Origin of the sequence: Polynucleobacter sp. HIN9, assembly GCF_030297635.1 — a bacterium.
Lineage (GTDB): Bacteria > Pseudomonadota > Gammaproteobacteria > Burkholderiales > Burkholderiaceae > Polynucleobacter.
In genome coordinates, this window is record NZ_AP028140.1 from 344,737 (window position 1) to 368,586 (window position 23,850).

The 23,850-nt window shown below is 47.8% G+C and carries 19 protein-coding genes; 14 read left to right on the plus strand and 5 right to left on the minus strand.

What is annotated here, in order from left to right; all coding sequences use genetic code 11:
* Window positions 1-127 precede the first annotated feature (127 nt).
* From polA to QUE62_RS01810, 3 genes are read left to right on the plus strand one after another with little or no spacing between them, the layout of a single operon-like run.
* Window positions 128-2,890, plus strand: coding sequence for a DNA polymerase I (gene polA / locus QUE62_RS01800; RefSeq protein ID WP_286261933.1), 2,763 nt, complete (start codon window positions 128-130; stop codon window positions 2,888-2,890).
* A gap of 29 nt (window positions 2,891-2,919) precedes the next feature.
* Window positions 2,920-3,819 carry a dienelactone hydrolase family protein gene (locus tag QUE62_RS01805; protein ID WP_458574801.1) on the plus strand — a complete coding sequence of 300 codons (900 nt, stop codon included), beginning with the start codon at window positions 2,920-2,922 and terminating at the stop codon, window positions 3,817-3,819.
* A 47-nt stretch (window positions 3,820-3,866) separates the two neighbouring features.
* Entirely contained in the window at window positions 3,867-4,628 is a 762-nt protein-coding gene (locus QUE62_RS01810; protein WP_286226143.1) for a ZIP family metal transporter, read from the plus strand.
* 21 nt (window positions 4,629-4,649) lie between these two features.
* Here QUE62_RS01810 and QUE62_RS01815 read toward each other — a convergent pair whose 3' ends face one another.
* Window positions 4,650-5,507, minus strand: coding sequence for a sulfurtransferase (locus QUE62_RS01815; RefSeq protein ID WP_286261935.1), 858 nt, complete (start codon window positions 5,505-5,507; stop codon window positions 4,650-4,652).
* Complete coding sequence (locus QUE62_RS01820) at window positions 5,507-6,613, minus strand: aromatic ring-hydroxylating oxygenase subunit alpha (protein ID WP_286227001.1); 1,107 nt, start codon at window positions 6,611-6,613, stop codon at window positions 5,507-5,509. Before QUE62_RS01820 ends, QUE62_RS01815 begins: the two co-directional genes overlap by 1 nt.
* 190 nt (window positions 6,614-6,803) lie before the next feature.
* Between QUE62_RS01820 and xseB the strand changes: the two genes are divergently transcribed.
* The 4 genes from xseB to folE2 are packed head-to-tail and all read left to right on the plus strand — an operon-like array spanning window position 6,804 to window position 10,765.
* The gene (xseB, locus tag QUE62_RS01825; protein ID WP_286227002.1) at window positions 6,804-7,031 is read left to right on the plus strand and encodes an exodeoxyribonuclease VII small subunit; all 228 of its coding nucleotides are present in this window, start codon (window positions 6,804-6,806) and stop codon (window positions 7,029-7,031) included.
* A gap of 19 nt (window positions 7,032-7,050) precedes the next feature.
* Entirely contained in the window at window positions 7,051-7,959 is a 909-nt protein-coding gene (locus QUE62_RS01830) for a polyprenyl synthetase family protein (protein ID WP_286261937.1), read from the plus strand.
* A 1-nt stretch (window position 7,960) separates the two neighbouring features.
* Window positions 7,961-9,883, plus strand: a complete 1,923-nt coding sequence (dxs, locus tag QUE62_RS01835) for a 1-deoxy-D-xylulose-5-phosphate synthase (protein WP_286261939.1) — start codon at window positions 7,961-7,963, stop codon at window positions 9,881-9,883.
* A gap of 57 nt (window positions 9,884-9,940) precedes the next feature.
* Window positions 9,941-10,765, plus strand: a complete 825-nt coding sequence (gene folE2 / locus QUE62_RS01840) for a GTP cyclohydrolase FolE2 (protein WP_286224045.1) — start codon at window positions 9,941-9,943, stop codon at window positions 10,763-10,765.
* Here the strand turns inward: folE2 and tsaD are convergent.
* On the minus strand, window positions 10,762-11,832 hold the full coding sequence (gene tsaD / locus QUE62_RS01845; RefSeq protein ID WP_286262530.1) for a tRNA (adenosine(37)-N6)-threonylcarbamoyltransferase complex transferase subunit TsaD: 1,071 nt from the start codon (window positions 11,830-11,832) through the stop codon (window positions 10,762-10,764). The two genes, folE2 and tsaD, sit on opposite strands and share 4 nt — an antisense overlap.
* Before the next feature lie 86 nt (window positions 11,833-11,918).
* Here tsaD and rpsU point away from each other — a divergent pair, with 86 nt between their 5' ends.
* From rpsU to QUE62_RS01880, 7 genes are all read left to right on the plus strand, one after another.
* Complete coding sequence (gene rpsU / locus QUE62_RS01850; RefSeq protein WP_011903537.1) at window positions 11,919-12,131, plus strand: 30S ribosomal protein S21; 213 nt, start codon at window positions 11,919-11,921, stop codon at window positions 12,129-12,131.
* A gap of 125 nt (window positions 12,132-12,256) precedes the next feature.
* Window positions 12,257-12,703, plus strand: coding sequence for a GatB/YqeY domain-containing protein (locus QUE62_RS01855; RefSeq protein ID WP_286227007.1), 447 nt, complete (start codon window positions 12,257-12,259; stop codon window positions 12,701-12,703).
* A gap of 16 nt (window positions 12,704-12,719) precedes the next feature.
* Window positions 12,720-14,606: a DNA primase gene (gene dnaG, locus QUE62_RS01860; protein WP_458574832.1), complete on the plus strand. Its 1,887-nt coding sequence runs from the start codon at window positions 12,720-12,722 to the stop codon at window positions 14,604-14,606.
* Window positions 14,607-14,839: 233 nt separating this feature from the next.
* Entirely contained in the window at window positions 14,840-17,278 is a 2,439-nt protein-coding gene (rpoD, locus tag QUE62_RS01865; RefSeq protein ID WP_286227008.1) for an RNA polymerase sigma factor RpoD, read from the plus strand.
* 672 nt (window positions 17,279-17,950) lie between these two features.
* Entirely contained in the window at window positions 17,951-19,591 is a 1,641-nt protein-coding gene (locus QUE62_RS01870; RefSeq protein WP_286261944.1) for an AAA family ATPase, read from the plus strand.
* A 1-nt stretch (window position 19,592) separates the two neighbouring features.
* Complete coding sequence (locus QUE62_RS01875; protein WP_286261946.1) at window positions 19,593-20,309, plus strand: alpha/beta hydrolase; 717 nt, start codon at window positions 19,593-19,595, stop codon at window positions 20,307-20,309.
* Between the two features lie 421 nt (window positions 20,310-20,730).
* On the plus strand, window positions 20,731-21,408 hold the full coding sequence (locus QUE62_RS01880; RefSeq protein ID WP_286261947.1) for an outer membrane beta-barrel protein: 678 nt from the start codon (window positions 20,731-20,733) through the stop codon (window positions 21,406-21,408).
* Window positions 21,409-21,549: 141 nt separating this feature from the next.
* Here QUE62_RS01880 and QUE62_RS01885 read toward each other — a convergent pair whose 3' ends face one another.
* Both QUE62_RS01885 and QUE62_RS01890 read right to left on the minus strand, forming a co-directional pair.
* The gene (locus tag QUE62_RS01885) at window positions 21,550-22,338 is read right to left on the minus strand and encodes a c-type cytochrome (RefSeq protein WP_286261949.1); all 789 of its coding nucleotides are present in this window, start codon (window positions 22,336-22,338) and stop codon (window positions 21,550-21,552) included.
* The gene (locus tag QUE62_RS01890) at window positions 22,311-23,729 is read right to left on the minus strand and encodes a cytochrome C (protein ID WP_286225709.1); all 1,419 of its coding nucleotides are present in this window, start codon (window positions 23,727-23,729) and stop codon (window positions 22,311-22,313) included. Before QUE62_RS01890 ends, QUE62_RS01885 begins: the two co-directional genes overlap by 28 nt.
* Window positions 23,730-23,850 lie beyond the last annotated feature (121 nt).

Here is a 23,850-nt window from a genome sequence, read left to right on the forward strand (position 1 = left end):
TCGTCATTTTTATTAAGAGAGAATGCCACCTATTATCCTAAGAAACTAGGATTTGCCGCACCGTTACGCCGATACAGCAAAATCAGGGGTTTTCCAGACCCCAGCAACTAAATTGTACGATTGAGGCATGTCAGCACACCAATTACTCCTTGTCGACGGCTCTAGTTACCTCTACCGAGCCTTTCATGCCATGCCGGATCTACGAAATAGTGCTGGGGAGCCGACCGGGGCAATCTACGGTATGGTCAATATGATGCGACGCGCCCGTGCAGAAATTGGTGCCGATCACATTGCCTGTGTATTTGATGCCAAGGGCAAGACCTTCCGAGAGGATTTATATCCTGAGTACAAGGCGCATCGTTCCCCCATGCCCGAGGATTTGGTGGCACAAATCGAGCCAATTCATGAGGTGGTAAAGGCGCTTGGCTGGCCAGTTCTAATGATCTCTGGCGTCGAGGCCGATGATGTGATTGGCACTCTGGCCCGGCAAGCTGCTGAGATGGGCTGGTCAACCGTGATCTCCACGGGTGATAAGGATCTTGCGCAACTCGTGAATGACAAAGTAACTTTAGTGAACACCATGACCAACGAGAAATTAGATCGCACGGGGGTGGTAGCTAAATTTGGTGTGCCACCGGAGCGCATTGTGGATTATCTAGCGATTATTGGGGATAGCGTGGATAACGTTCCAGGAGTTCATAAGGCAGGGCCTAAAACCGCAAATAAATGGTTAGCTGAGTATGGTGATTTGGATCAACTCATCGCCCACGCGAGTGAAATTAAAGGAGTGGTGGGTGATAACTTACGAGCGAGTCTTGATTGGTTGCCCAAGGCCAGAGAACTGCTGACAGTAAAACTCGATTGCGATCTCAATCCGCACATCGGTTCATTACATGATTTACACGCGAAGCCCGAGGACCCAAGCCAACTGAGAGCACTCTTTGAGCGCTACGCATTTAAATCATGGTTGAAAGAACTAGACGCTAAGAGTCTATCTGCTCCAACTTCACAGAGCGCAACGAATCATTCAGATACCCCAGTCTTCCAAGAGTCTCTTTCGCAGGAGTCTCAAGCACCATCTAAAAGTGAGATTACGCGTGACTACACATGCGTGACAACCCAAGAAGTGTTTGAACAATGGCTACAGAAAATTGAGAATGCCACACTAACCTGCATTGATACCGAGACCACGAGCCTAGATGCCTTACAAGCCGAGCTGGTTGGGATTTCCTTATCGGTTGAAGAGGGTAAGGCTTGTTACATCCCGGTTGCGCATCGTACTGGCGAAGAGCAACTGGATCGCAATTGGGTGCTCGCTCGACTAAAGCCCTGGCTTCAGAATCCTGAAGCGAAGAAGCTTGGTCAAAATCTTAAATACGACATACACGTCTTTGGCAATTATCAAATTCAGGTGCAAGGAGTGGAGCACGACACCTTACTTGAATCCTATGTATTGGAGTCCCACCTCAGTCACAGCATGGATAACTTAGCCCAGCGCCATTTGGGAGTGAAGACCATTCAATATGAAGAGGTCTGTGGCAAAGGCGTGCATCAAATTGGCTTTGATCAGGTGGATCTCAAAACTGCGACCGAGTATGCCGCTGAAGATGCTGACATCACCCTACGCCTTCATCACCATTTGTGGCCACAATTGGAACGCATGCCCAGCTTGCGGTACGTGTATGAACAGATCGAAATGCCAGCGATGCGCGTCTTGGGCATCATGGAAAGTAATGGCATCACGATTGATCGTGAGAAGTTAGCAATCCAGGGGCAGGAGGTTGGAAAAAAACTCCTCGTCCTCGAAAAAGAGATTCATCAACTGGCGGGTCAGCCATTTAATATCCAATCACCCAAGCAGATCGGTGAAATTCTGTTTGGGCAACTGCAATTACCTGTAGTTAAAAAGACTCCATCAGGAGCGCCATCCACCGACGAAGAGGTCTTACAAAAACTAGCCGAGGACTTTGCCTTGCCGGCACGGATTTTGGATTACCGCAGTTTGGCCAAGTTGATGTCGACCTATATCGAGAAACTGCCGCGCATGATCAATCCCAAAACAGGGCGCGTGCATACTAATTACGCCCAAGCCGTTGCGGTCACCGGCCGTTTGGCGTCAAACGATCCTAATTTGCAAAATATTCCAGTTCGCACTGAAGAGGGTCGTCGGATTCGGGAGGCCTTTGTTCCTCAGTCAGGCTATCGCTTGGTTTCTGCGGATTACTCGCAAATCGAGCTGCGCATCATGGCGCACATTGCCGAGGATGAAAACTTATTAGCTGCGTTTAAGGCGGGTAAGGATATTCATCAAGCGACAGCGGCCGAGATCTTTGCGATTCCACTGGAGCAAGTGAGCTCGGAGCAACGGCGCTATGCCAAAGTGATTAACTTTGGTCTCATCTACGGCATGAGCGCCTATGGACTAGCCAGCAATTTAAAGATCGAGCGCGCAGCTGCTCAGCAGTACATTGCAAAATATTTTGAGCGTTACCCAGGCGTTGCCCAATATATGGAACGAACTCGAGAAGAGGCTCGTGCCAATGGGTATGTAGAAACCGTATTTGGGCGACGCTTATGGTTACCCGACATTAAGGCCAATGGTCCAAGACGGCAGGGCGCTGAGCGCGCAGCGATTAATGCGCCAATGCAAGGAACGGCCGCTGATCTTATTAAGATGGCGATGGTCGCCGTACAAAATTGGCTAGAACAAGAGCAACTGAAGACCCGCATGCTCTTGCAAGTGCATGATGAGCTCGTCTTTGAGGCCCCGCCTGAGGAGCTTGAGCATCTAAAATCATCCCTACCTCAACTGATGGGATCGATTGCTGAACTCAAGGTGCCTCTGATTGTAAGTATCGGAGTTGGCGATAATTGGGAAGAAGCACACTAGTAATTGAAATCAAATAAGGAGACAAGATGATGAGGAACGATCATATGCGCAATGATTTAGGTCGACGTGATTTCATGAAGACCTCACTGAAAGCCTCAACAGCAACGGTGACCGCCGGAGCCTTGGGGATTGGCTTTGTAGCCGCTTCGGATCCTGTTTTGGCCCAAGCGATTAAAACCGACTTTACTGGCATTAAAGCGGGTGAGCAGGATATTCCGGTGGGTAGTTTTAATATGCCGGCTTATATTTCTCGTCCCGAGAAAGCGAGTGGCCCATTACCCATCGTGATTGTCGTGAGTGAGATTTTTGGTGTACATGAGTACATCGCTGACACCACTCGGCGCTTTGCAAAATTGGGTTATATGGCGATTGCGCCAGAGTTCTTTACCCGTGCAGGCGATCCCAATACCTTTGGAACCATTGCTGAGATTCAGAGCAATATTGTGGCTAAGACACCCGATGCTCAAGTATTGGGCGATCTCAAGGCTGCGATTGCCTGGGCTGGTAAAAATGGCGGCGATCTTAAAAAAGTCGGTGTCACTGGATTTTGCTGGGGTGGACGCATTACCTGGTTAGCAGCAACGATGCCTGAGGTGAAGGCGGGCGTAGCTTGGTATGGACGCCTGGTGGGCGATAAAACCGCTAATAACCCCAGACAACCCGTTGAGATTGCAGCTGATCTGAAAGCTCCCGTATTGGGTCTCTATGGTTCAGCTGATACTGGTATTCCACTCGATACCGTGGAGCAAATGAAAGCAGCGCTCGCTAAAGCAAGTTCCAATCCTGCGGCGAAAGCCTCCAAGTTCGAGATCTATCCAGATGCCCCACATGCCTTTCATGCGGACTATCGCAATACCTACCGCGAGGGTCCCGCAAAAGACGGCTGGGCAAAATGCCTAGCTTGGTTTAAGCAGTACGGCGTTTCTTAAAATCCATTGAATCGAGCGGATTGCCTGTGGGTTTGAGCACACTTCAAATGATTGTTTTGGTCACCGCAGGCGCAGGGCTTGCGAGTGTGCTCGCTGCCGCAAGCCTTTCCTTAACCTTGCTTGCCAAAATCGTCAACAATATGGTGAGCCTCTCGGTAGGTATTTTGTTGGCCACCGCCTTTTTACATTCTCTGCCCGAGGCCTTTGAGATCCCAGGTGCGCAAGCCCACTACCTATTTGCCACCCTCTTGGGTGGATTGCTTGGATTTTTTCTCTTGGAGAAAATCGCACTCCTTCGTCATAGCCATCACCACGAAGGCGATGGGCATGACCATCACCACGGCCACGATAAAGAGGAGGCGGGTAGTAGTGGTTGGATGATTTTGGTGGGTGACAGCATTCATAATTTTGTGGATGGTGTTTTGATTGCTGCCGCCTTTATGGTCGATGTGCAAATCGGTATCTTTACTGCCTTAGCCATCATTGCGCATGAGATCCCCCAAGAGATTGGAGACTTCATCGTACTTCTCAATGCGGGCTTCTCTCGGGCACGCGCATTGCTATACAACGGAATTAGTGGTTTGATGGCAGTGGTCGGGGGCGTATTAGCGTATTACTTTTTAGAGCGCGCTACTCAAGTGATGCCCTATCTGCTGGTGATTGCATCGAGCAGTTTTATTTACATTGCAGTGAGTGATTTAATTCCGCAGATGCATCGGCGACCCCATTGGCAGGAGTCGCTACGCCAAGTCGTATTGATCGCAATCGGGGTTGGAATTGTGGTTTTGCTAACCGACCACAACCACTAATTTAAAGAATACAAACTGGGTTTATCGCTCAATCGGACGGCTTGGATCTGAGCACCACTCGCTCCAACTACCCACATGTAAGCGTGAGCCACTGAGGCCTGCTGCTTCCATCGCCAACAGATTATGGCAAGCACTAACCCCAGATCCACACGAATGAATAATAGTTCCAGGTTTTTGTTGACCAATGAGGAGAACAAATTCTTTATAGAGTTGCTCGGGCGATTTAAATTTACCCGAGACCAAATTCTCCTTAAAGCAGCGATTGGTTGCTCCGGGAATATGACCACCGACCGGGTCTAAAGTCTCATTCTCACCGCGAAAGCGATCTGGCGTGCGCGCATCAATCACCATTTTAGGAGCGTCGGATTTGACGTTTTGTTCCATCTCATTGGTTGTGATAACTCCCTGGAAGGGATAGACCTCTGGCATCGAGGTCAATGGTGTTGGTTCACGACCCACATTGCCAATGCTGCCATTCCAAGCGTCTAGTCCGCCATCAAGTACTTGCACCGAAGCGTGACCAGTGGAGCGTAGCATCCACCATAAACGACTCGCAAAGGTACCGCCATGGCTGTCGTAGGCAACCACATGGGTGTGATTAGCAATCCCTAGGCGTTGACGGGTTTTTGCCCAAGCCTCGGGGGTGGGTAGTGGGTGGCGACCATTCGTTCCAGTTTTAGGGCCCGATAAATCATGCTCAACATTCACATAGATGGCGCCAGTGATGTGGGCATTTTTGTACATTGCATAGCCGGCGTTGGCATTCGTGAGGTCGTAGCGACAATCGCAAATTAAGACATCGCTGCCTTCATTGATCAGTTCTTCCAGTTGATTTGCAGTAATGATGGGATTCATATAGCCTCCTGGGTGAAGATCCATTAGTAATTCATTTCACGACGATACCATTCGTGGAAGTGTTGCATGCCATCTTCCATGGGGCTTTGATAAGGGCCCACTTCGTTTTGGCCACGAGCAAGCAAGGCCGCGCGACCTGCATCCATGCGCTCGGCAATTTCATCATCCTCAATGCAGGTTTCCATATACGCAGCACGTTCCGCCTCAATAAACTCGCGCTCGAAAAGAGTAATTTCCTCAGGGTAATAGAACTCCACAATATTGCGAGTCTTGTTTGGGGCAATCGGATGCAGCGTTGAAATACAGAGTACACCTGGATACCACTCCACCATCACATTGGGGTAGTAAGTGAGCCAGATGGCGCCATGCTTTGGCATTTGCCCTTGGTGATGACGTAAAACCGCGTCGTGCCAGGCGCGATAGGTTGGTGTACCAGGCTTACTCAGTTCCTTGTGAATCCCGACGGTCTGCACACTGTGCCAGTCACCAAATTCCCAGCGCAAATCATCACACGACACAAACTTACCAAGCCCTGGATGAAAAGGGACTACATGATAGTCCTCGAGATATACCTCAATAAAGGTCTTCCAGTTGTAGTTGCACTCGTGCACCTCAACATGGTCGAGCATATAACCCGAGAAATCCAAATCGCAACCCACGGACAGCTTTCCGAGATCGGCTTGAACATCCCTAGGACCTTCAAATAGTAGGCCCTGCCAATTTTGTAAAGGTGACTTACCAAGATTCAAACAAGGCTTGTCCCCAAAATGTGGAGCACCTAGCAACTGACCTTCGAGATCGTAGGTCCAGCGATGCAGTGGACAAACGATGTTGTCGACCTTTCCGCTACCATTGAGCATCAGTGCTTGTCGGTGGCGACAGACATTGGATAAGAGCTCAATACCGTTTGGACCTTCGTGATTGCGAACCAGAATACGCCCCTCATTTTCCGCTAGCAGGGTTCGATACGAACCTGTTTCGGGAACCATGAGTTCATGACCGACGTAGCCGGGCCCTTGCTTAAACAGCAATTGCAATTCCTGTTGAAATAAATCAACGTCAAAATATGCCGAAACCGGCAGTTGTAAATTGGACGGCGCAAGGAATTGCGCGGTAGCCAGATTAGTCATTCTCCCCACCCCCGAAAAAGTCAGCCGAAGCTAAGCGGAACAACCAATCCAACCATCGACATGTCGATATTGGAAAGGAAGGAGGATTATACCCATGGGGCAAAATCTTGCTCGTGACATTTGTCAAACGAAGGAAATCCCCATAAACCCCGAAATCAGTTGAAATCCAATTCGGTATTAAGATCTTGATATGGCAAGTAAAAAAATGAACCCAGCCCCAATCGAGGGAAATATTGACCCCCAAATGCGCTATGAGGCAGCCCTCAAAGAGCTTGAGTCCTTGGTGGCTGCTATGGAATCTGGCAAGCTATCCCTTGAAGAAACCTTGGCCGCCTATCAACGAGGTGCCGCACTCTTAAAACACTGTCAGGGCGTGTTGGCACAGGTTGAGCAACAAGTTAAAGTGATCGAGAGTTAAGTCGATTAACACTGAATCGATGAGCTTATTTTCATTCGAGGCATGGTTGGCCTCCCAATCGCAGCGAGCAGAAAATGCGCTCCTGCAGTATCTCGACTCAGATACTGCGATCCCCCAGCATTTGCACTCCGCGATGCGCTATGCCGTGTTGGGTGGTGGCAAACGAATTCGTCCCCTATTAGTATTTGCTGCGAGTGAGTTAGGGTCAGTTGATCAAGTGGATGGGTCGCTCGTGAATCGTGCCGCGAGTGCGATTGAGATGATTCATACCTATTCCCTGGTGCACGATGATTTGCCATGCATGGACGATGATGATTTACGCCGTGGACGGCCTACAGTTCATAAAGCCTATGACGAGGCGACTGCTTTACTAGTGGGCGATGCATTACAAACCCGTGCCTTTGAAATCCTCTCGTATCCAGTCGGTCCTGACCCAAAGACCGGTTTTGCACAGCTGCGCATGATTGCTTCCTTGGCTCATGCCTCGGGTTCTAAGGGCATGGCCGGTGGACAGGCGATTGATTTACAGAACGTGGGCAAAAAAATGGACTTGCCCGCTCTAGAAGAAATGCATGCCATGAAGACCGGTGCTCTACTCATTTGCGCTGTCCAGCTCGGAGGGATTGCCGCCCAATTGTCCAATCCAGCGATGGCTCAACTTGATACTTACGCAAAGGCGATTGGCTTGGCTTTTCAGGTGGTGGACGATATTCTGGATGCGACCGCTGATAGTGCAACACTTGGAAAAACGGCGGGCAAAGATGCGGCGCAAGATAAGCCTACCTATGTGACCCTGAAGGGTTTAGACTATGCAAACGAACTGGCTAATGAATTAAAGGGGAGAGCGCTAAACAGTCTGAATGAGTTTGGGCCACAGGCCGATGCCTTGCGTCATATTGCTCATTTAGTTGTGGATCGCAAAAAATAGTATGTTGCACTCGATCAATGACCCTCGCGATTTACGTAAATTAACACGTGAGGAGCTCCCGGCGCTTGCCGATGAGCTAAGACAGTACATCGTGGATTCTGTATCAAAGACGGGCGGTCACCTCTCGTCGAATTTAGGAACGGTAGAGCTATCGATTGCCTTGCATTATGTATTCGATACACCGCACGATCGGATCGTGTGGGATGTGGGTCATCAAAGTTATCCGCATAAGATTTTGACTGGACGTCGCGATCAGATGCATTCCTTACGGCAATTTGGGGGATTGTCAGGATTTCCAAGACGTTCTGAGAGTGAGTACGACACTTTTGGTACAGCTCACTCCTCTACCAGCATCTCGGCAGCCATGGGGATGGCGCGCGCAGCGCAAACCAAGGGCGAGGATCGGGTGGCAGTTGCTGTGATCGGCGACGGCGCGATGAGTGCAGGGATGGCGTTTGAAGCCATGAACAATGCAGGCGTGTATGAGAACATGCCCCTGGTAGTCATTCTAAATGACAACGATATGTCAATTTCACCAGCGGTTGGCGCCCTCAATCGCTATCTAGCGCGTCTTCTGAGCGGCAATATTTACTCGGCAACCAAAAAAGGAATTGATTCGGTTCTGTCCTCGATGGCACCGCCGCTACGCGAGTTTGCTAAACGTCTTGAGGATCATGCCAAAGGTTTTGTGTCTCCATCCACTATCTTTGAGGAGTTTGGCTTTACCTACTTTGGTCCCATTGATGGCCATGATTTGGATACCCTCATCCCGATGATGCAAAACGTACGCCGTTTGGCAAAGGAGGGGAATGGGCCTCAGTTCTTGCATGTGATCACGCGCAAAGGCCAAGGCTATATGTTGGCTGAGGCGGATCCCATTTTGTACCATGGCCCCGGTAAATTTAATCCCCAAGAAGGAATCAAATCGAGTGGTGCGGGTAAGAAAACATTCACTCAAGTATTTGGTGAGTGGTTATGCGATATGGCGCAGGCGGATCCAAAATTAATTGGTATCACACCTGCAATGCGCGAAGGTTCAGGCTTGGTCGAGTTTGAAAAACGTTTCCCCGATCGTTACTACGATGTGGGCATCGCCGAGCAACACTCTGTGACCTTTGCTGCAGGTATGGCCTGCGAGGGTATGAAACCCGTCGTGGCGATTTACTCCACCTTCTTACAACGTGCCTATGATCAGTTAATTCATGATGTGGCCTTGCAAGATTTACCGATTGTGTTTGCGATTGACCGTGCTGGGTTAGTGGGTGCCGATGGTGCGACTCACGCCGGGGCATACGATATTGCCTATTTGCGATGCATTCCTAATATGTTGATCATGACTCCGGCGGATGAAGCGGAGTGCCGTGATTTATTAACGACCGCGTATCATCAAAATCACCCAAGCGCAGTTCGCTATCCCCGCGGCGCAGGTATTGGCAATCCGCCTTCTGCCGAATTGCGCTCCTTACCACTCGGGTATGGTGAGATTCGTCGTGAGGCGCAAACAAAGGGTAAACGTCTCGCTATTCTGGCATTCGGAACGCTGCTCTATCCTGCTTTGGATGTCGCCGAAAAACTGGATGCTACGGTAGTGAATATGCGTTTTGTAAAACCGCTGGATATTGAGTTGATCAAAACGCTTGCCCGTAATCATGATTACTTTGTGACCGTTGAGGACGGTTGTGTTCAGGGTGGTGCTGGTAGCGCTTGCATGGAGGCCATGAACCTCTTGGGTATCACCAAGCCGGTATTAACTCTTGGATTACCCGATGTCTTTATTGAGCACGGAGATTACAACTTGCTCATGGCTCAGTGTGGATTGGATGCTGCAGGAATCGAAGCAGCAATTCTTGCCCGCTTCCCAGATTTGGGTACCGCCCCACTCAATCTTAAGACCCCATCGGATCAGGTCCCCGTCGGTAAGTAAAGCGTTTGTACAGGCGCTCCTTGAGTCAGTTGGATTGTTTTGAGCGAAAATATTGGTATGAATGATTTAAACACCCACTTCCTGAACACGACTGCCTTACCTGACATTCAAGGTGGTCATGACCTTCGCGCTCTTGCGATTGAGCGTGTTGGAATTCGTGGCATCAAGCATCCCATTCATGTTCAAAGTGGTTCTGGATCATTTCCAACTGTTGCTCAGTTTGAAATGGATGTGGCACTCCCAGCTGACCAAAAGGGGACCCATATGTCGCGCTTTGTCCATCTTTTGCACGATGAGCAAGGCGCTTACAGTGGCTCAAAGATCGTTGGGATGGCAAAAAAAATGTTACCCCTGTTGCAGGCGAAGCAGGGCCGTATTCAAATGCAATACACCCATTTTGAAAAGAAAAGCGCACCCGTTTCCTCGGTAGAAAGTTGGATGGATTACGAGGTCACGTATCGTGCCGAGGCCAAACAAATGCCTGATGAAAGCGTCGATGTTGACTTGTATCTACAGGCTATCGTACCGGTCATGAGCTTATGCCCATGTTCAAAAGAGATTTCGGAATACGGCGCCCACAATCAGCGCTCGCATGTCACCATTTTGGTCAAAGTCGATCCTGCCGCCAATCTGAATGTTGAAGAGCTATTGCGGATTGCGGAGACCGAAGCCTCAAGCGAGTTATGGGCTATTTTGAAGCGCCCTGACGAAAAGTGGGTAACAGAGCGCGCGTATGAGACTCCTAAATTTGTGGAAGACTTAGTGCGTGATGTTGCTACCCGGTTAAAGCACGATGAACGAATCCTGTCTTTGATGGTCGAAGCGGAGAACTTTGAGTCCATCCATAACCACAGTGCGTTCGCCCGTATCAGCCTTCCTTAATGATTGGAGCGATCTAAAGAACTCAGATCCCAACGGGGTTTGATATCAAATGCCCCATTCGTGGTCGAACCACTTTGTAGTAGTCGAAGTGCTCCTGCAAATGCAATCATCACCCCGTTATCAGTACATAACTCGATTGATGGATAGTGCACCTGATACCCGCGAGCAGTTGCCATGGCCGTCAGTTTTTTACGAAGCTGGGTATTGGCACCCACACCTCCGGCAACCACTAAATCACGACACTCCATTTGCTCGAGTGCTGCCATTGCTTTATGACTTAAGACATCGGTCACGGCCTCAACAAATGCATAGGCAAGATTGGCACGAAAGGACTCGGTATCGGAATTGGTGGATTGCGCTTTTTTGACTTGGTGCAGCACTGCGGTTTTTAGTCCCGAAAACGAAAAATCCAGATCCTTGGAATGCAACATCGGTCTGGGTAAATCAAATCCGGCAGCCTTTCCAGACTCTGCCAATTTTGAGAGCGCTGCCCCGCCTGGGTAGTCAAGACCTAACAATTTGGCAGTCTTGTCAAATGCCTCACCGGCTGCATCATCCACTGTTTCCCCAAGCAGTTGATAGTCCCCAATTCGATTTACGAGCATGAGTTGCGTATGCCCACCGGAGACCAATAGGGCAACAAAGGGGAATTTAGGTGGGCGCGAGGATCCATCTGCTAGCAAAGGGGATAGCAGATGACCCTCTAAATGATGAACTCCGACCAGGGGTTTTTGGGTTGCCAGGGCTAGTGCATTGGCAAAGGCTGATCCCACCAGCAGGGCGCCTGCCAGACCAGGCCCCTGGGTGTAGGCAATGGCATCGACTTCCTGGAAGGTGCGGCCAGAATCTTTTAACGCCTTGTTTAATAAAGGAATTAAGCGGCGAATATGGTCCCGTGAGGCCAATTCAGGAACCACCCCACCATAATCTTGGTGCATCTCAATTTGGGAGTGCAAAGCAGCACCTAAGATGCCATGATGGGCAGGTCTTCCAGCCTCCCAGGGCCCTGTGTCATAGATGGCTAGGCCGGTTTCGTCGCAGGAGGTTTCAATACCGAGGACTATCATTGGTGGCAGGGTCGTGCTAGAATCCATGTTTTAGTAAATTTTGATCATTTTCAAGCAATCAAAGAGTAAAAGCGAGTAAAAACAGCATGACCACAGTACGCCTTCGCGAAAACGAACCATTTGAAGTGGCATTGCGCCGCTTTAAGCGCACCATTGAGAAGAATGGTCTATTGACCGATCTTCGTGCACGTGAGTTCTATGAGAAACCCACTGCTGAGCGTAAGCGTAAGAAAGCAGCCGCTGCAAAACGCCATTACAAGCGCATTCGTAGCCAGATGCTCCCTAAAAAGCTCTATTAAGAATTTCTGGGGTTTCGGAAAGTTCCCGAAAACCACCAATCTTCAAAGCCCGCCTAGTCTGCGGGCTTTGTTTTTTTAATCTCTTGGATAATGGATCCATGCCATCTACGATTTGGAGAACTTAAATGACTCTCAAAGAGCAAATTACCGAAGACATGAAGTCAGCTATGCGTGCTAAAGAGACCGAGCGGCTGGGCACCATTCGCTTATTGTTGGCTGCAATTAAACAGCGCGAAGTGGATGAGCGTATTACGGTAGATGATGCCGGCATCATTGCCATTGTTGAAAAACTGATCAAGCAGCGCAAAGATTCAATTGAGCAGTTTCAGAAAGCAGGTCGCACGGATTTAGTGGACCAAGAGAGTAAAGAGCTGGGAATCTTACAAGCGTATATGCCAGCCCAACTATCGGAGGCTGAAGTACAGGCGGCGATTCAAAAGACAATTTCGAGCTTGGGAGCTGTGGGCCCACAGGATATGGGCAAAGTGATTGGGGCACTTAAGGCACAACTTGCTGGGAAAGCCGATATGGGAATGGTCTCGGGCATGGTCAAGGCCGCTCTCGCAAAGTAGTGATTCGTTTATGGCCCTGATTCCCCAATCCTTTATTTCCGATTTACTCAATCGGGTCGATATTGTGGATGTGGTGGGCAAGCACGTCAAACTCAAAAAGGCGGGCGCGAACTATCAAGGCTTATGTCCTTTTCATCAAGAGAAGTCACCCTCGTTTTCAGTATCCCCCACCAAGCAGTTCTATCACTGCTTCGGGTGCGGGGCGCATGGGTCGGCAATTGGCTTCATGATGGAGTACTCCGGACAGTCTTATGTGGATGCGATTGAAGATCTCGCACGTTCGGTAGGCCTCACTGTTCCCCGTGAGGAGCGCAATGTCCGTGATGTGATTGCGCAAAAGCAAGCCTTGGCCTTGGGTGAAGTAATGACCATGGCGAGTGATTGGTATTCCCAGCAACTAAAAGGATCGCAGCGGGCCATTGACTACCTGAAGGGGCGTGGTTTGACCGGCGAGATTGCCAAGCGCTATGGCCTTGGGTATGCACCTGATGGCTGGCAGGGACTCGAGGCGGTATTTGATTCGTATAGCAAGGATGAAACTGCCAAGCTACTGATCGAAGCTGGCTTGATTATCCAGGGGGAGGGTACCGACAGTCAGGGCAAGACCAAACGTTATGACCGCTTTCGAGATCGGATCATGTTCCCCATTCGAAATCCCAAAGGACAAGTAATTGCCTTTGGCGGCCGCATCTTAGATCAAGGGGAGCCTAAGTATTTAAATTCTCCAGAGACCCCATTGTTTTCCAAAGGAAATACTCTTTATGGATTATTTGAGGGACGCTTAGCGATTCGGGATCGCGGATTTGTCTTGGTCTGTGAAGGCTATATGGATGTGGTGGCTTTGGCCCAACTAGGTTTTGCCAATGCGGTTGCCACCTTGGGGACTGCGTGCACACCCTTTCATGTGCGCTCTTTATTGCGCCAAACCGATCGGATTGTATTTTCATTTGATGGGGATGCGGCGGGTCAACGTGCGGCGCAGCGTGCGCTGGAGGCAACCCTACCCATCTTGAGTGACGATAAAGAAATTCGTTTTTTATTCTTGCCCAGTGAGCACGATCCCGATAGCTATATTCGTCAATATGGCGCTGCCGCGTTTGAGCAAGCAATTCATCAGGCGATGTCCTTATCCGGATTCTTTTTCAAGCTTGCGAGCGAGGGTAATGATCTAGCAACTCCAGAGGGTCGCGCTAAAACCCACCATGTTGCTAAGCCCTGGTTGCAATCGATGCCAGCGATTGCCATGCGCTCTCAATTGCTGCGTGAACTTGCTAATCGTACGGCATCCAGCCTAAGTGAACTCGAGCAATTTTGCGCACTGACACCGGCGACTAAAACACCGCCCCCCACAACTCAAAGCCAAACAAATCTGCAGACTATCAAACTGGCAATGACAAAACCAATCGCCCCAAGATCGGCAAAACAGTCGCATCCCAAGGTTGAACCACCAAAGCTAACCGACTTATCGGAACACATCATGCGTTTATTGATTCAGTTTCCGGTTCTAGGAAAAAATATGACAGCCGATCAACGTCAATTGGCATTGGAGGTCGCCAAAAAACGATCGGATAAGGCGCATGATTTAATGGGCGACCTGATTCATCAGTGCGACATTTTGGAGATTAATTCGCAAAATCCAAACTCCTCTTTTGCGGTTTTTCAGGATCAGTTAGCAACCAGTCCATTGGCCGATTTGTACCAAATCCTCAGGCAACGCATTTTGGGTTCTGAGATTGAGTATCTTGGAGCAAAAGAGGATCTGGAGGGAGTCTTAAATAAGCTAGAACTTGGTCATTTGAAAGCCGAAATGACTGAAATTACCGAAAAAATGACTCAGGGAACTGCAAATACACAGGATTTAGAGCGCTACCGGGAAATTAGTCAGCGTTTGAGTAGGCAGTAGGAAAATCAGAAAATAAATGGCTTAAATCGATATTTTTTAAGCTTTTGTAGGTCTTGATTGGCTCAATCGAGTATAATACGCACTTCCAGAAAAAACTATTTGAATCAGCCACTTACCTCCATGGCCTGAGTACCTTTGGATGATCGATGCGGGCAAATGAACCAGATCATCAGGAAATATGGCTTAAGTGAGTATTTACTAACTTATTAGATTGATCGATTGCAAAGATATCCATGAAAAAACCAGCTTCCAAAGTCGCTCCTAAAAAATTAGCAAAACCGGCACCTAAAGCTAAGGCACCGGTTAAAAAAGCAAAGCCTGCTGCTCCGGCAAAGAAGTCAGCAAAAGCGGTTGCTAAGAAGCCCGCCAAGGCTCCAGTAAAAAAAGTGAGCAAACCTGCGGGTAAGGCAATAAAGGCGCCAGCTAAAAAAGTGGTTTCCAAAACTGCCAAGCCGACAGCAAAGACTGCCAAGCCAAGTGCTAAATCAGTGAAAGCGGCACCAAAGCTGACCGCGAAAGAGTTGGCTAAAAAAGCAGCTGAAGAGAAGGCCCTGAAGAAAGCGCAAGAGAAGGCGGCGAAGGAACAAGCTAAGGCGGAAGCAAAAGCCGCCAAGTTAAAAGCCAAAGAGGCAGCGGTTGAGTTGGATGAAAATGGTCAGCCGATTAAAAAGACGCGTGGTCGTAAACCAAAGGTCGAAGTAGCGGGTGAGCCTGGTGTTGATAATCGCACCGATCGCCAAAAAGCACGCGATCGCAAAGCAAAAGAAAAAGCACTCCTCAAAGAGTTTGCTGCACAACAATTGGGTAGTGAAGAGCAGCAAGAGTTACGCCGTGCACGTTTGAAGACCCTCATCAAAATGGGTAAGTCTAAGGGTTACTTAACTCATGGCGAGATGAACGATGTCATGTCCGATGAGTTATCAGAGGTGGACGCCCTTGAAACTCTGATCGGCCTACTTAATGACATCGGGATTACCGTCTATGAGCAAGCTCCCGATGCAGAAACCTTACTCTTAAATGAACATGGCCCTACCGCAACCTCGGAAGAAGAGGCGGAAGAAGAAGCTGAAGCTGCTCTCTCAACCGTTGACTCGGAGTTCGGTCGTACTACTGACCCCGTGCGCATGTATATGCGCGAGATGGGTACCGTCGATCTCTTAACCCGCGAGGGTGAGATCGTGATCGCCAAAAAGATCGAAGCCGGTCTCAAAGATATGGTGATGGCTCTTTCTGCTTGCCCCGTCACCATTTCAGAGATCCTCACCAATGTTGACAAGATTGTTTCCGGAGAGATGGAAATCGATCAGTTTGTCGATGGCCTAGTAGATCCTAATGCTGAAGATATTCCGATGGCTGCCGATGAGCCCGAGGATCTGGAGATGATGGATGAGGGCGAAGAGGGCGATGATGATGAAGGTGGCGGTGGTGGCGCGAGTACTGCTAGTGCGAAGCAACTCGAAGAGCTCAAGCAACGTTCCCTTGAAAAGTTTGCGGTGATTCGGACGCAGTTTGACAAGATGCGTCGCGCCCACGACCGCGATGGTTATAACTCACCAGGTTATTTAAAAGCGCAAGATGCGATTCGAAACGAGTTACTTGGCTTTCGCTTAACAGCAAAGAGTGTTGAAAAGCTCTGTGACACCATGCGTGCCCAAGTCGATGAAGTATGGAAGCTTGAGCGTGGCATTGTGAGTATTCTGGTTGATAAGATCGGGATCCCACGAGCTGAAGTTCTGCAAGCATTTCCAAAAATGGCCATGAACTTGCGTTGGACCGCAAATCTTTTAAAAGAGCCAAAACCCTATAGCGCTCTCTTAGAGCGCAATGTCCCAGCGATTCAAGAGCTGCAACAAAAGTTGATCGATATTCAGACCAAAGTGGTCTTACCGCTCAATGAGCTCAAAGAAGTGAATAAGCAAATGATTGCCGGTGAGAAGCGGGCGAGGGAAGCGAAGCGCGAGATGACCGTTGCAAACTTGCGCTTGGTAATCTCGATTGCGAAGAAGTACACCAACCGTGGCTTACAGTTCTTGGATTTGATTCAAGAGGGCAATATTGGCCTGATGAAAGCAGTCGATAAGTTTGAGTACCGCCGTGGTTACAAGTTCTCTACTTATGCGACCTGGTGGATTCGTCAGGCAATTACTCGCTCGATTGCGGATCAAGCTAGAACGATCCGTATTCCGGTGCACATGATTGAGACCATCAATAAGATGAATCGCATTAGTCGCCAGATTTTGCAAGAGACTGGTCATGAGCCAGATGCTGCAACCTTGGCACAGAAGATGGAGATTCCAGAGGATAAGATTCGGAAGATCATGAAGATCGCAAAAGAACCAATCTCGATGGAAACCCCGATTGGCGATGATGAGGATTCACATTTGGGCGACTTCATTGAAGATTCTAATACCTTGGCACCTGCCGAGGCCGCACTGCATGACTCGATGCGCGATGTAGTGAAGGATGTGCTTGATTCCTTAACACCGCGCGAGGCAAAAGTATTGCGGATGCGTTTTGGTGTTGAGATGAGTACCGATCACACCCTCGAAGAAGTTGGCAAGCAGTTTGATGTGACGCGTGAACGCATTCGTCAAATCGAAGCGAAGGCATTGCGTAAGATGCGTCATCCAAGCCGCAGTGATAAGTTGAAAACCTTCCTTGAAGAAGATTGATGAAGTCTTAGGGGCCCATAGCTCAGTTGGTTAGAGCAGAGGACTCATAATGGACTTAACCATGAGGTCTAGCAGTAAAGACCTCAATGATTTCAAGCGGTTAGTGGTGAAACGAGTGGTTTAAATTCACTACACACCGCTTACACACCAAGGCATTTTTCATGGTGTGTAGTAAATAGAGTTTTTATGTGGTTTTTGGTGTGTTAAAAAAGTTAAGAAGGGCCCATAGCTCAGTTGGTTAGAGCAGAGGACTCATAGCGAAAGTTGTGCACCAGATAGCGAAAGCTGCTGTGTGAATGGTGTCAAATTCGGTGAACGCTAAGTCGCAAGATACGCCAACGCCGAGCCAAGCAGGATCGCAAGATTCTGAAGGTGTAGAGACTAGACGGCACCCACCTAAGTTCTGAAAAGAATACGGTGAAGGCATAGTCCAGGGAGTGATGAAAGTCGCACAAACCGGAATCCTTTGGTCCCAGGTTCAAGTCCTGGTGGGCCCACCAGAAAACAAAAACCCTCATCAGAAATGGTCGGGGTTTTTGTCTTTTGAGTATTACTAATGCGTATATCATGCCTGAAATAGACCCAATTTTGGCTCGCATTGACTGCAGTCAATCATGTTTCAGACTTTGCTTTCTATGATTTATTCAACGAGTAGAAGAGTAAAAAGAACACATGGAATTCGAAATACCAGAAACCCTAGCCAATACGCTTCTTGAAATGATCGATGAGGATACGCTGCTTGCGAAGCGGCTTAGCGAGTACGGCCTTTCCCGCGGTAAACGTGTGGTATCCAGCCGTCTTTTCGATGCCACTTCATTGAACACGCTCTACGGCCTGTGCCGCACGGCCGACGAGCGTGAGCTGATGTTCCAAATGATTGCGCTGGACAATATCCACGCCGCGCCGGCTGCCCGAAAAATCCCAAGCTTGGAGCATCTGATCCCTGGTCTGATCGCTTGGTTGTCGCGCGACATGATCGATGGCTGGCTCTACAAACTTGGCAAGGACGGTGTGTTGCTGCCCTGGCTGGTCCATTCGATGCGCTATGTACAGCCTGTCGATGGCGCAGCTTACGTCATCATCGGCCTTCTGGCGAATACCTTGCAGGCCGCAGATCGTGAGCCAATTAACGATCCGAGGTTAAGGCGCACCGGCATGACCAACAGTATCACCTTTTACGCCGAAGATATTCAGGATTGCACGATTCCTGAATTGATGACGGGCTATGGTTACTTCAAGGAATGTGTGGAATTCAAAAACGAATACGAGACACACTTGAAACATTTCATGCAAATGCAACCGAAGTTTGGTGCGCAATTTACTGTTTCTGGCACTGTCTGGATGTCTAGCGAAGGGTCTCGTCCACAACTCGAATGCCTGAGGCTGCAGGCCGGTACAACAGCTCGATGCGTCAATGATGAAGAGCTACTGGAACGCCACTTCGATACCACCTCTGACGCAATCTTCTGGCGAGCAAGCGGCATTAGCGAGGGTTTTGAGAGGATTCCCCAGCATTGCTATCTACATCTATTCCACCTGGATTACCACTGTAATGTATGGGTGCATGTGCAAAATGTTAAGACTTATCGTTACAAACCAGAATTGCGTGACAAGCTGGTTCTGCCGCATGCTCATCGCGACCTGATTGATATCTTGACCGCTGATCGTAACTTCCTAATGGAGGACATTGTCGAGGGTAAGTCGGGCGGTACAACCATCCTTTGCAAAGGCGCGCCTGGCTTAGGTAAGACGCTGACAGCAGAGGTCTATGCCGAGGTCGTCGAGAAACCTTTATACCGCGTACACTCTGGTCAACTCGGCGTGACGGCAAGCTCAGTGGAAGCCAACCTTTCGAAAATCCTGCGGCGTGCTGCGCGCTGGGATTCGGTGCTATTGCTCGACGAGGCTGACGTCTACATTCGCCGCCGCGACAATGATCTGGAGCATAACGCCATCGTGGCCGAGTTTCTGCGGACCCTCGAGTACTTCAACGGTTTGCTGTTCATGACCACCAACCGCGTAGCCGATATTGATGATGCTGTCCTATCGCGCTGCATCGCTATCATCCAGTTCGAGACGCCGACACAAGAGCAGGCGAAACAATTATGGAAATCGCTCGCGCAGCAGTTCAACACCGAGCTGTCTGATGACCTAGTTGAGCGCTTGATAGTAACTTACCCAGCTGCCAGCGGCCGCGATATCAAGGAGTTGCTCAAGCTGACGCTCAAATTCTGCAAGGGTAGGAATTTGTTACTGAACGAAGAAGCATTTGCTCAGTGCGCGGCTTTTCGCAGCATCAGCAAATCCGTCTAAGATGGCAACGTTTGACACATCCCTCCTTGGAGATTTGCTACTGGGCCGGCTCAGTTTTCGGCCTGGCACTGTACCCGACAAGGAAGCTTTGCCCCCTGGTCGTCACAACCTGGGTATTGCTAGCGAGCGCGATGCAGTATTGATCGTGCCGGAAGATCTCCAGCCTGGAGTTCCAGTTGCTCTGCTTGTGATGTTTCATGGTGCTGGTGGCAGCGCTGATAAGGTGTTGCCATTTTTGATCGAGCATGCGCGTCAGCATGGCTTTTTGCTTCTACTGCCGCAGTCTCAGTTTCCGACTTGGGATTTGGTTGTGGGTGGTAATGGCCCAGACCTAGAGCGGCTAGACAAAGCATTGCACGAAGTAGCCTCACGTTTTTCTATTAATCCATCCCACTTGGGATTTTCTGGGTTTTCAGACGGAGGCAGCTATGCACTGTCAGTTGGCCTGACCAATGGCGACGTTGTTAGCCACGTGATTGTATTTTCTGGAGGCTTTATGTCAGTTCTTCAGCAAAATGGTGCGCCCCGCATTTTCATCGCCCACGGTTTGGAAGACGAGCAACTGTCAATTGAAACTAGTGCGCGTCCTCACGTAACCAAACTTAAGGCTGCAGGTTATGACGTAACTTCTTTGGAATTCAAAGGTCCGCACCGCATCGAGCCAGCAGTAGTTTCGGTAGCAATGGATTTTTTCCTAAAGCCAGCGACGCCACAGTAACAAGCCGTGCTTAGAATGCAGAAATTCACATGGGGCCGACAAATACTTCTACAAAAGCTCGCACACCGATAACTTAGTGATATAACTTCTTGGAATCCTATAGGCATTTTTTAAGTGCCTGCTCTCATAATCCTTTGGTCTCAGGTTCAAGTCTTAGTGGGTTCAACCCTCAAATTAATGACTTCGCACTTTTATGTTGAGCAATTTTTTTAAATAAGTAGGTAATAGCCGCAAGCAAAAAATATTAATTGGAACAATAAATACTTATGATGTGATTATGTATTCATAAAAACATATCTTCAAGATCTTAGGGTTTCATCTTGCGGTTTATTAATTTCCATACATTAAAGACTTATAGATTTTGGTTGTAGAATAAAAGACTGATATCTATTTACTTTAATAAAAATGGGGGTAATTAAATATGAAAGCAAAAATGTTAGTTGCATCTTTCTGTGCTATTGGAATGTCAGGTGCTTTTTCTCAGTCAAAGTTTGAAGGTTTTTACGGTCAAATTGGGGTTGGCTATGAAAATGTAAACCCAAGTACATCTAGTAGTGGAATTACTTTTTCAGGAATTGGTACCGTACCCGCTTCAACTTCTATTAGCAGTCAAGGTTCATTTGTGGGAGTCGCAACACTGGGTTACATAGCACCCATTACCAAAGACTTCTTATTGGGAATTGGTGTTGATTATGAGCCGCTTAACTCACAGTCTGGAAATTTTGCCTACAATGTAGCTGGGACTTCTGTAAATGGAAATTGGAAAAAACAGAATTCATACAATATTTTCCTCTCACCCGCTACACCGATTGGTGCCGATGCATTATTGTATGCAAAGGTAGGTTATTCCAGCGCTCAAATTCAGTCTACTGAGCGTGCTTTTAGCTACACCACAAACCTGAGTGGTTATATGTTAGGTTTGGGATATAAACAAATTATTAGAGGTGGTTTGTATGGTTTTGGTGAAATAAACTATGCTAGCTACAGCAATGTAACTAGAAGCTATGCCGGTTCATTTCAAGGTTTTAGTGCCTCTGGTTCTAACACACTTGGCGCAAATTCAGTAAATGCTGTTATCGGAATTGGGTATAGGTTTTAATTAGAATTTACCCAAAAAGGCTACAGCGGCTTTTTTGGGTACTGCCTTAAATCTGGATTTTCTACACCTGAGTTAAGACAAAATTTTCTATTAAGGCCTTGTGAGTTAATTGGAATTAGTAACTAACTTTGAAATATTTTCTTAATTAATTGTTTCAAGGTATTCAGTAACTGCTTTCATATCACTATCAGACAGTCCTTTTGAAATCATTTGCATGAGATTGCCTCGCGGACGTTCAAAGTGAATAGTTTTTGCCGACCATGTTGTGCCGCCAATTTCCATAAATCTTTTTTGATTAGGATTTTTCCAAAGGTTAAGCTGTTTTTGGTTATAGAAAGCTTTCTGACCGGCAATTCGAGGTATTGAGCCTTGTCCCTGACCTTCATTGCCATGACAGGAATTGCACTGTAAAACAGATTTCTGGGGTATTCCCTTCTCGAAAATTTCTTTTCCTCGAGTTATCGACTCAGATGTATAAGTGGTCTTCTGAGGTTTTATCTTTAATTGAGAAAAGTACTCAGCAAGCTCATTAATTTGTGAGTCGGATAGTCCTCTAGCCATGCCCCACATATACATCACGCCATATTCATTTCGACGAGTCTGATCTCGATAATCATTTAATTGATTTATTAAATACTCTTTTTGCTGTCCAGCAAGATTGGGTATGATCGGAGTGTTTGAGTAGCCATCAAGCCCATGACAAGATGAGCAAATCTGAACGGCAAGAACTTTTCCAGAAACTGGATAATCACCAATGGTTCTACTCCGTGATGGGTTTTCAAGAGTACTTATAGGGGGGGTCGAATTGAAGTATGTACAGCCTGAAAATATTCCAGATACCAGTAAACCAAGGAATATCCTTAGGATACTAATTTTGTTAATGTTTTTGTATCTCACTAACATCACATTGCAATCCAAACGTAAAACCATGATGCGTTATTTGCGCTTGCGTTGGTGCCTAATCCATTGTAGTTTTTATTGCCACCATTAAACTGAGTGAATGCTGTATACGTATAGGTAATTCGGATATTTTGGAGTGGTTGATACCAAATAGATGGCATCCAGGCGACTGAGTTTGGCTGTAAGTTTGCACCGCTAATGGCATTCGTTCCATATCGAGCATCTGCTGAACCAGAAACACTTAAGTAGCCAAGGCCCGCACCATAAGTCGCTTTGTAGACATAGCTGATTTTAGCAATCAATGAATTGAGATTGTTATTTGTGTTGCTGTAAAGAATATTGTTTGCATCAGTGATATTTTCTTGAGTAAAGCGGGCTTGCGCAGTAACAGTATGAGGATCCACTAGGTATTGATACTGCCCATCAACTGCTCGATCCTGATATTGCACAGTGCCTGAGCCCAGAGCGGGCGAGTTTATTGCCAAGCACGATGGAATGTTGCCAGTGAATTGAGCGCTATTGGCAACGGTCGAGCAGCTTTGATATTGATTAATATTCGATCCAAGAAATCCAATCATCCAATTGTGGCCGTTTCGCTCATTACTTTGATAGGCAAACCGAAAATAAGGATTAAGTCCTTGAAGGTATGTTGGTGCGTTATTCGGATTGCTATTTGATGCGGGGTAAGTCATCCAAGACAATGGTCCCGAACCACCTGATTGATATAGGTTAAGTTCACCATAAAAATTATTATTAATATATGCATAAACACCATAGCCGGGAGCGTTGATGCCATAAGCGCTTAGTTTGGTGTTGAAGGGAAGTCCATATGTTGACGAGTTTCTGTTAGAGCCCATGTAGGGATACATCCACATTGGAGAAGAATTCCAGACATCAGTAACGCCCGCATAATTATTAAGTGAGGCACCCCAAATAATATCTTTAATGATGCCATCGCCACCCACAAAGCGGTCAGCATAACGCCAATCCTGAACATCGGCAGCAAAACTGTTTTGATTTTTGACTGAGCCTCCACCACTAGTTTGCTCATCAAATGCGTAGTACCACTGACTAAAAGCACCGAAGTTATCAAAAATCTTACCACCTACATTAAGAAAAAGATAATTTGGTTCTAGTTTGCCACTTTGCTGAGTCTGCCCAGTGCCATTATTACCATTGGTACTGGTAGCAGCACCACCTACAAATTGAATCGAAATGGGCAAATCTTGACGGGTGCCCAACGTGTAACCGGTGAGCTTAAAATATCTGCCATAAGGGGTTAGTTCAGGATATTGACCGCCAGCATGGCATGAGACGCAGTTCTGACCCGTTTGTCTCGAGAAGAGCGGTATTGCGTTGCTGGATTCAGCAATGCTAAATAAAATAATAAAAAACGCAAAAAATTTGAATTTAAGAAACATATTATTTATGTAGAAATACTTGACAGTATTTTGCCAAAAAGAAAGCGCAATAAAAAGTAAATTTTGAATCCACTTGATGAACTGCTTCAGCTATGAAATACAAAGCACTCATCGTTTTCGA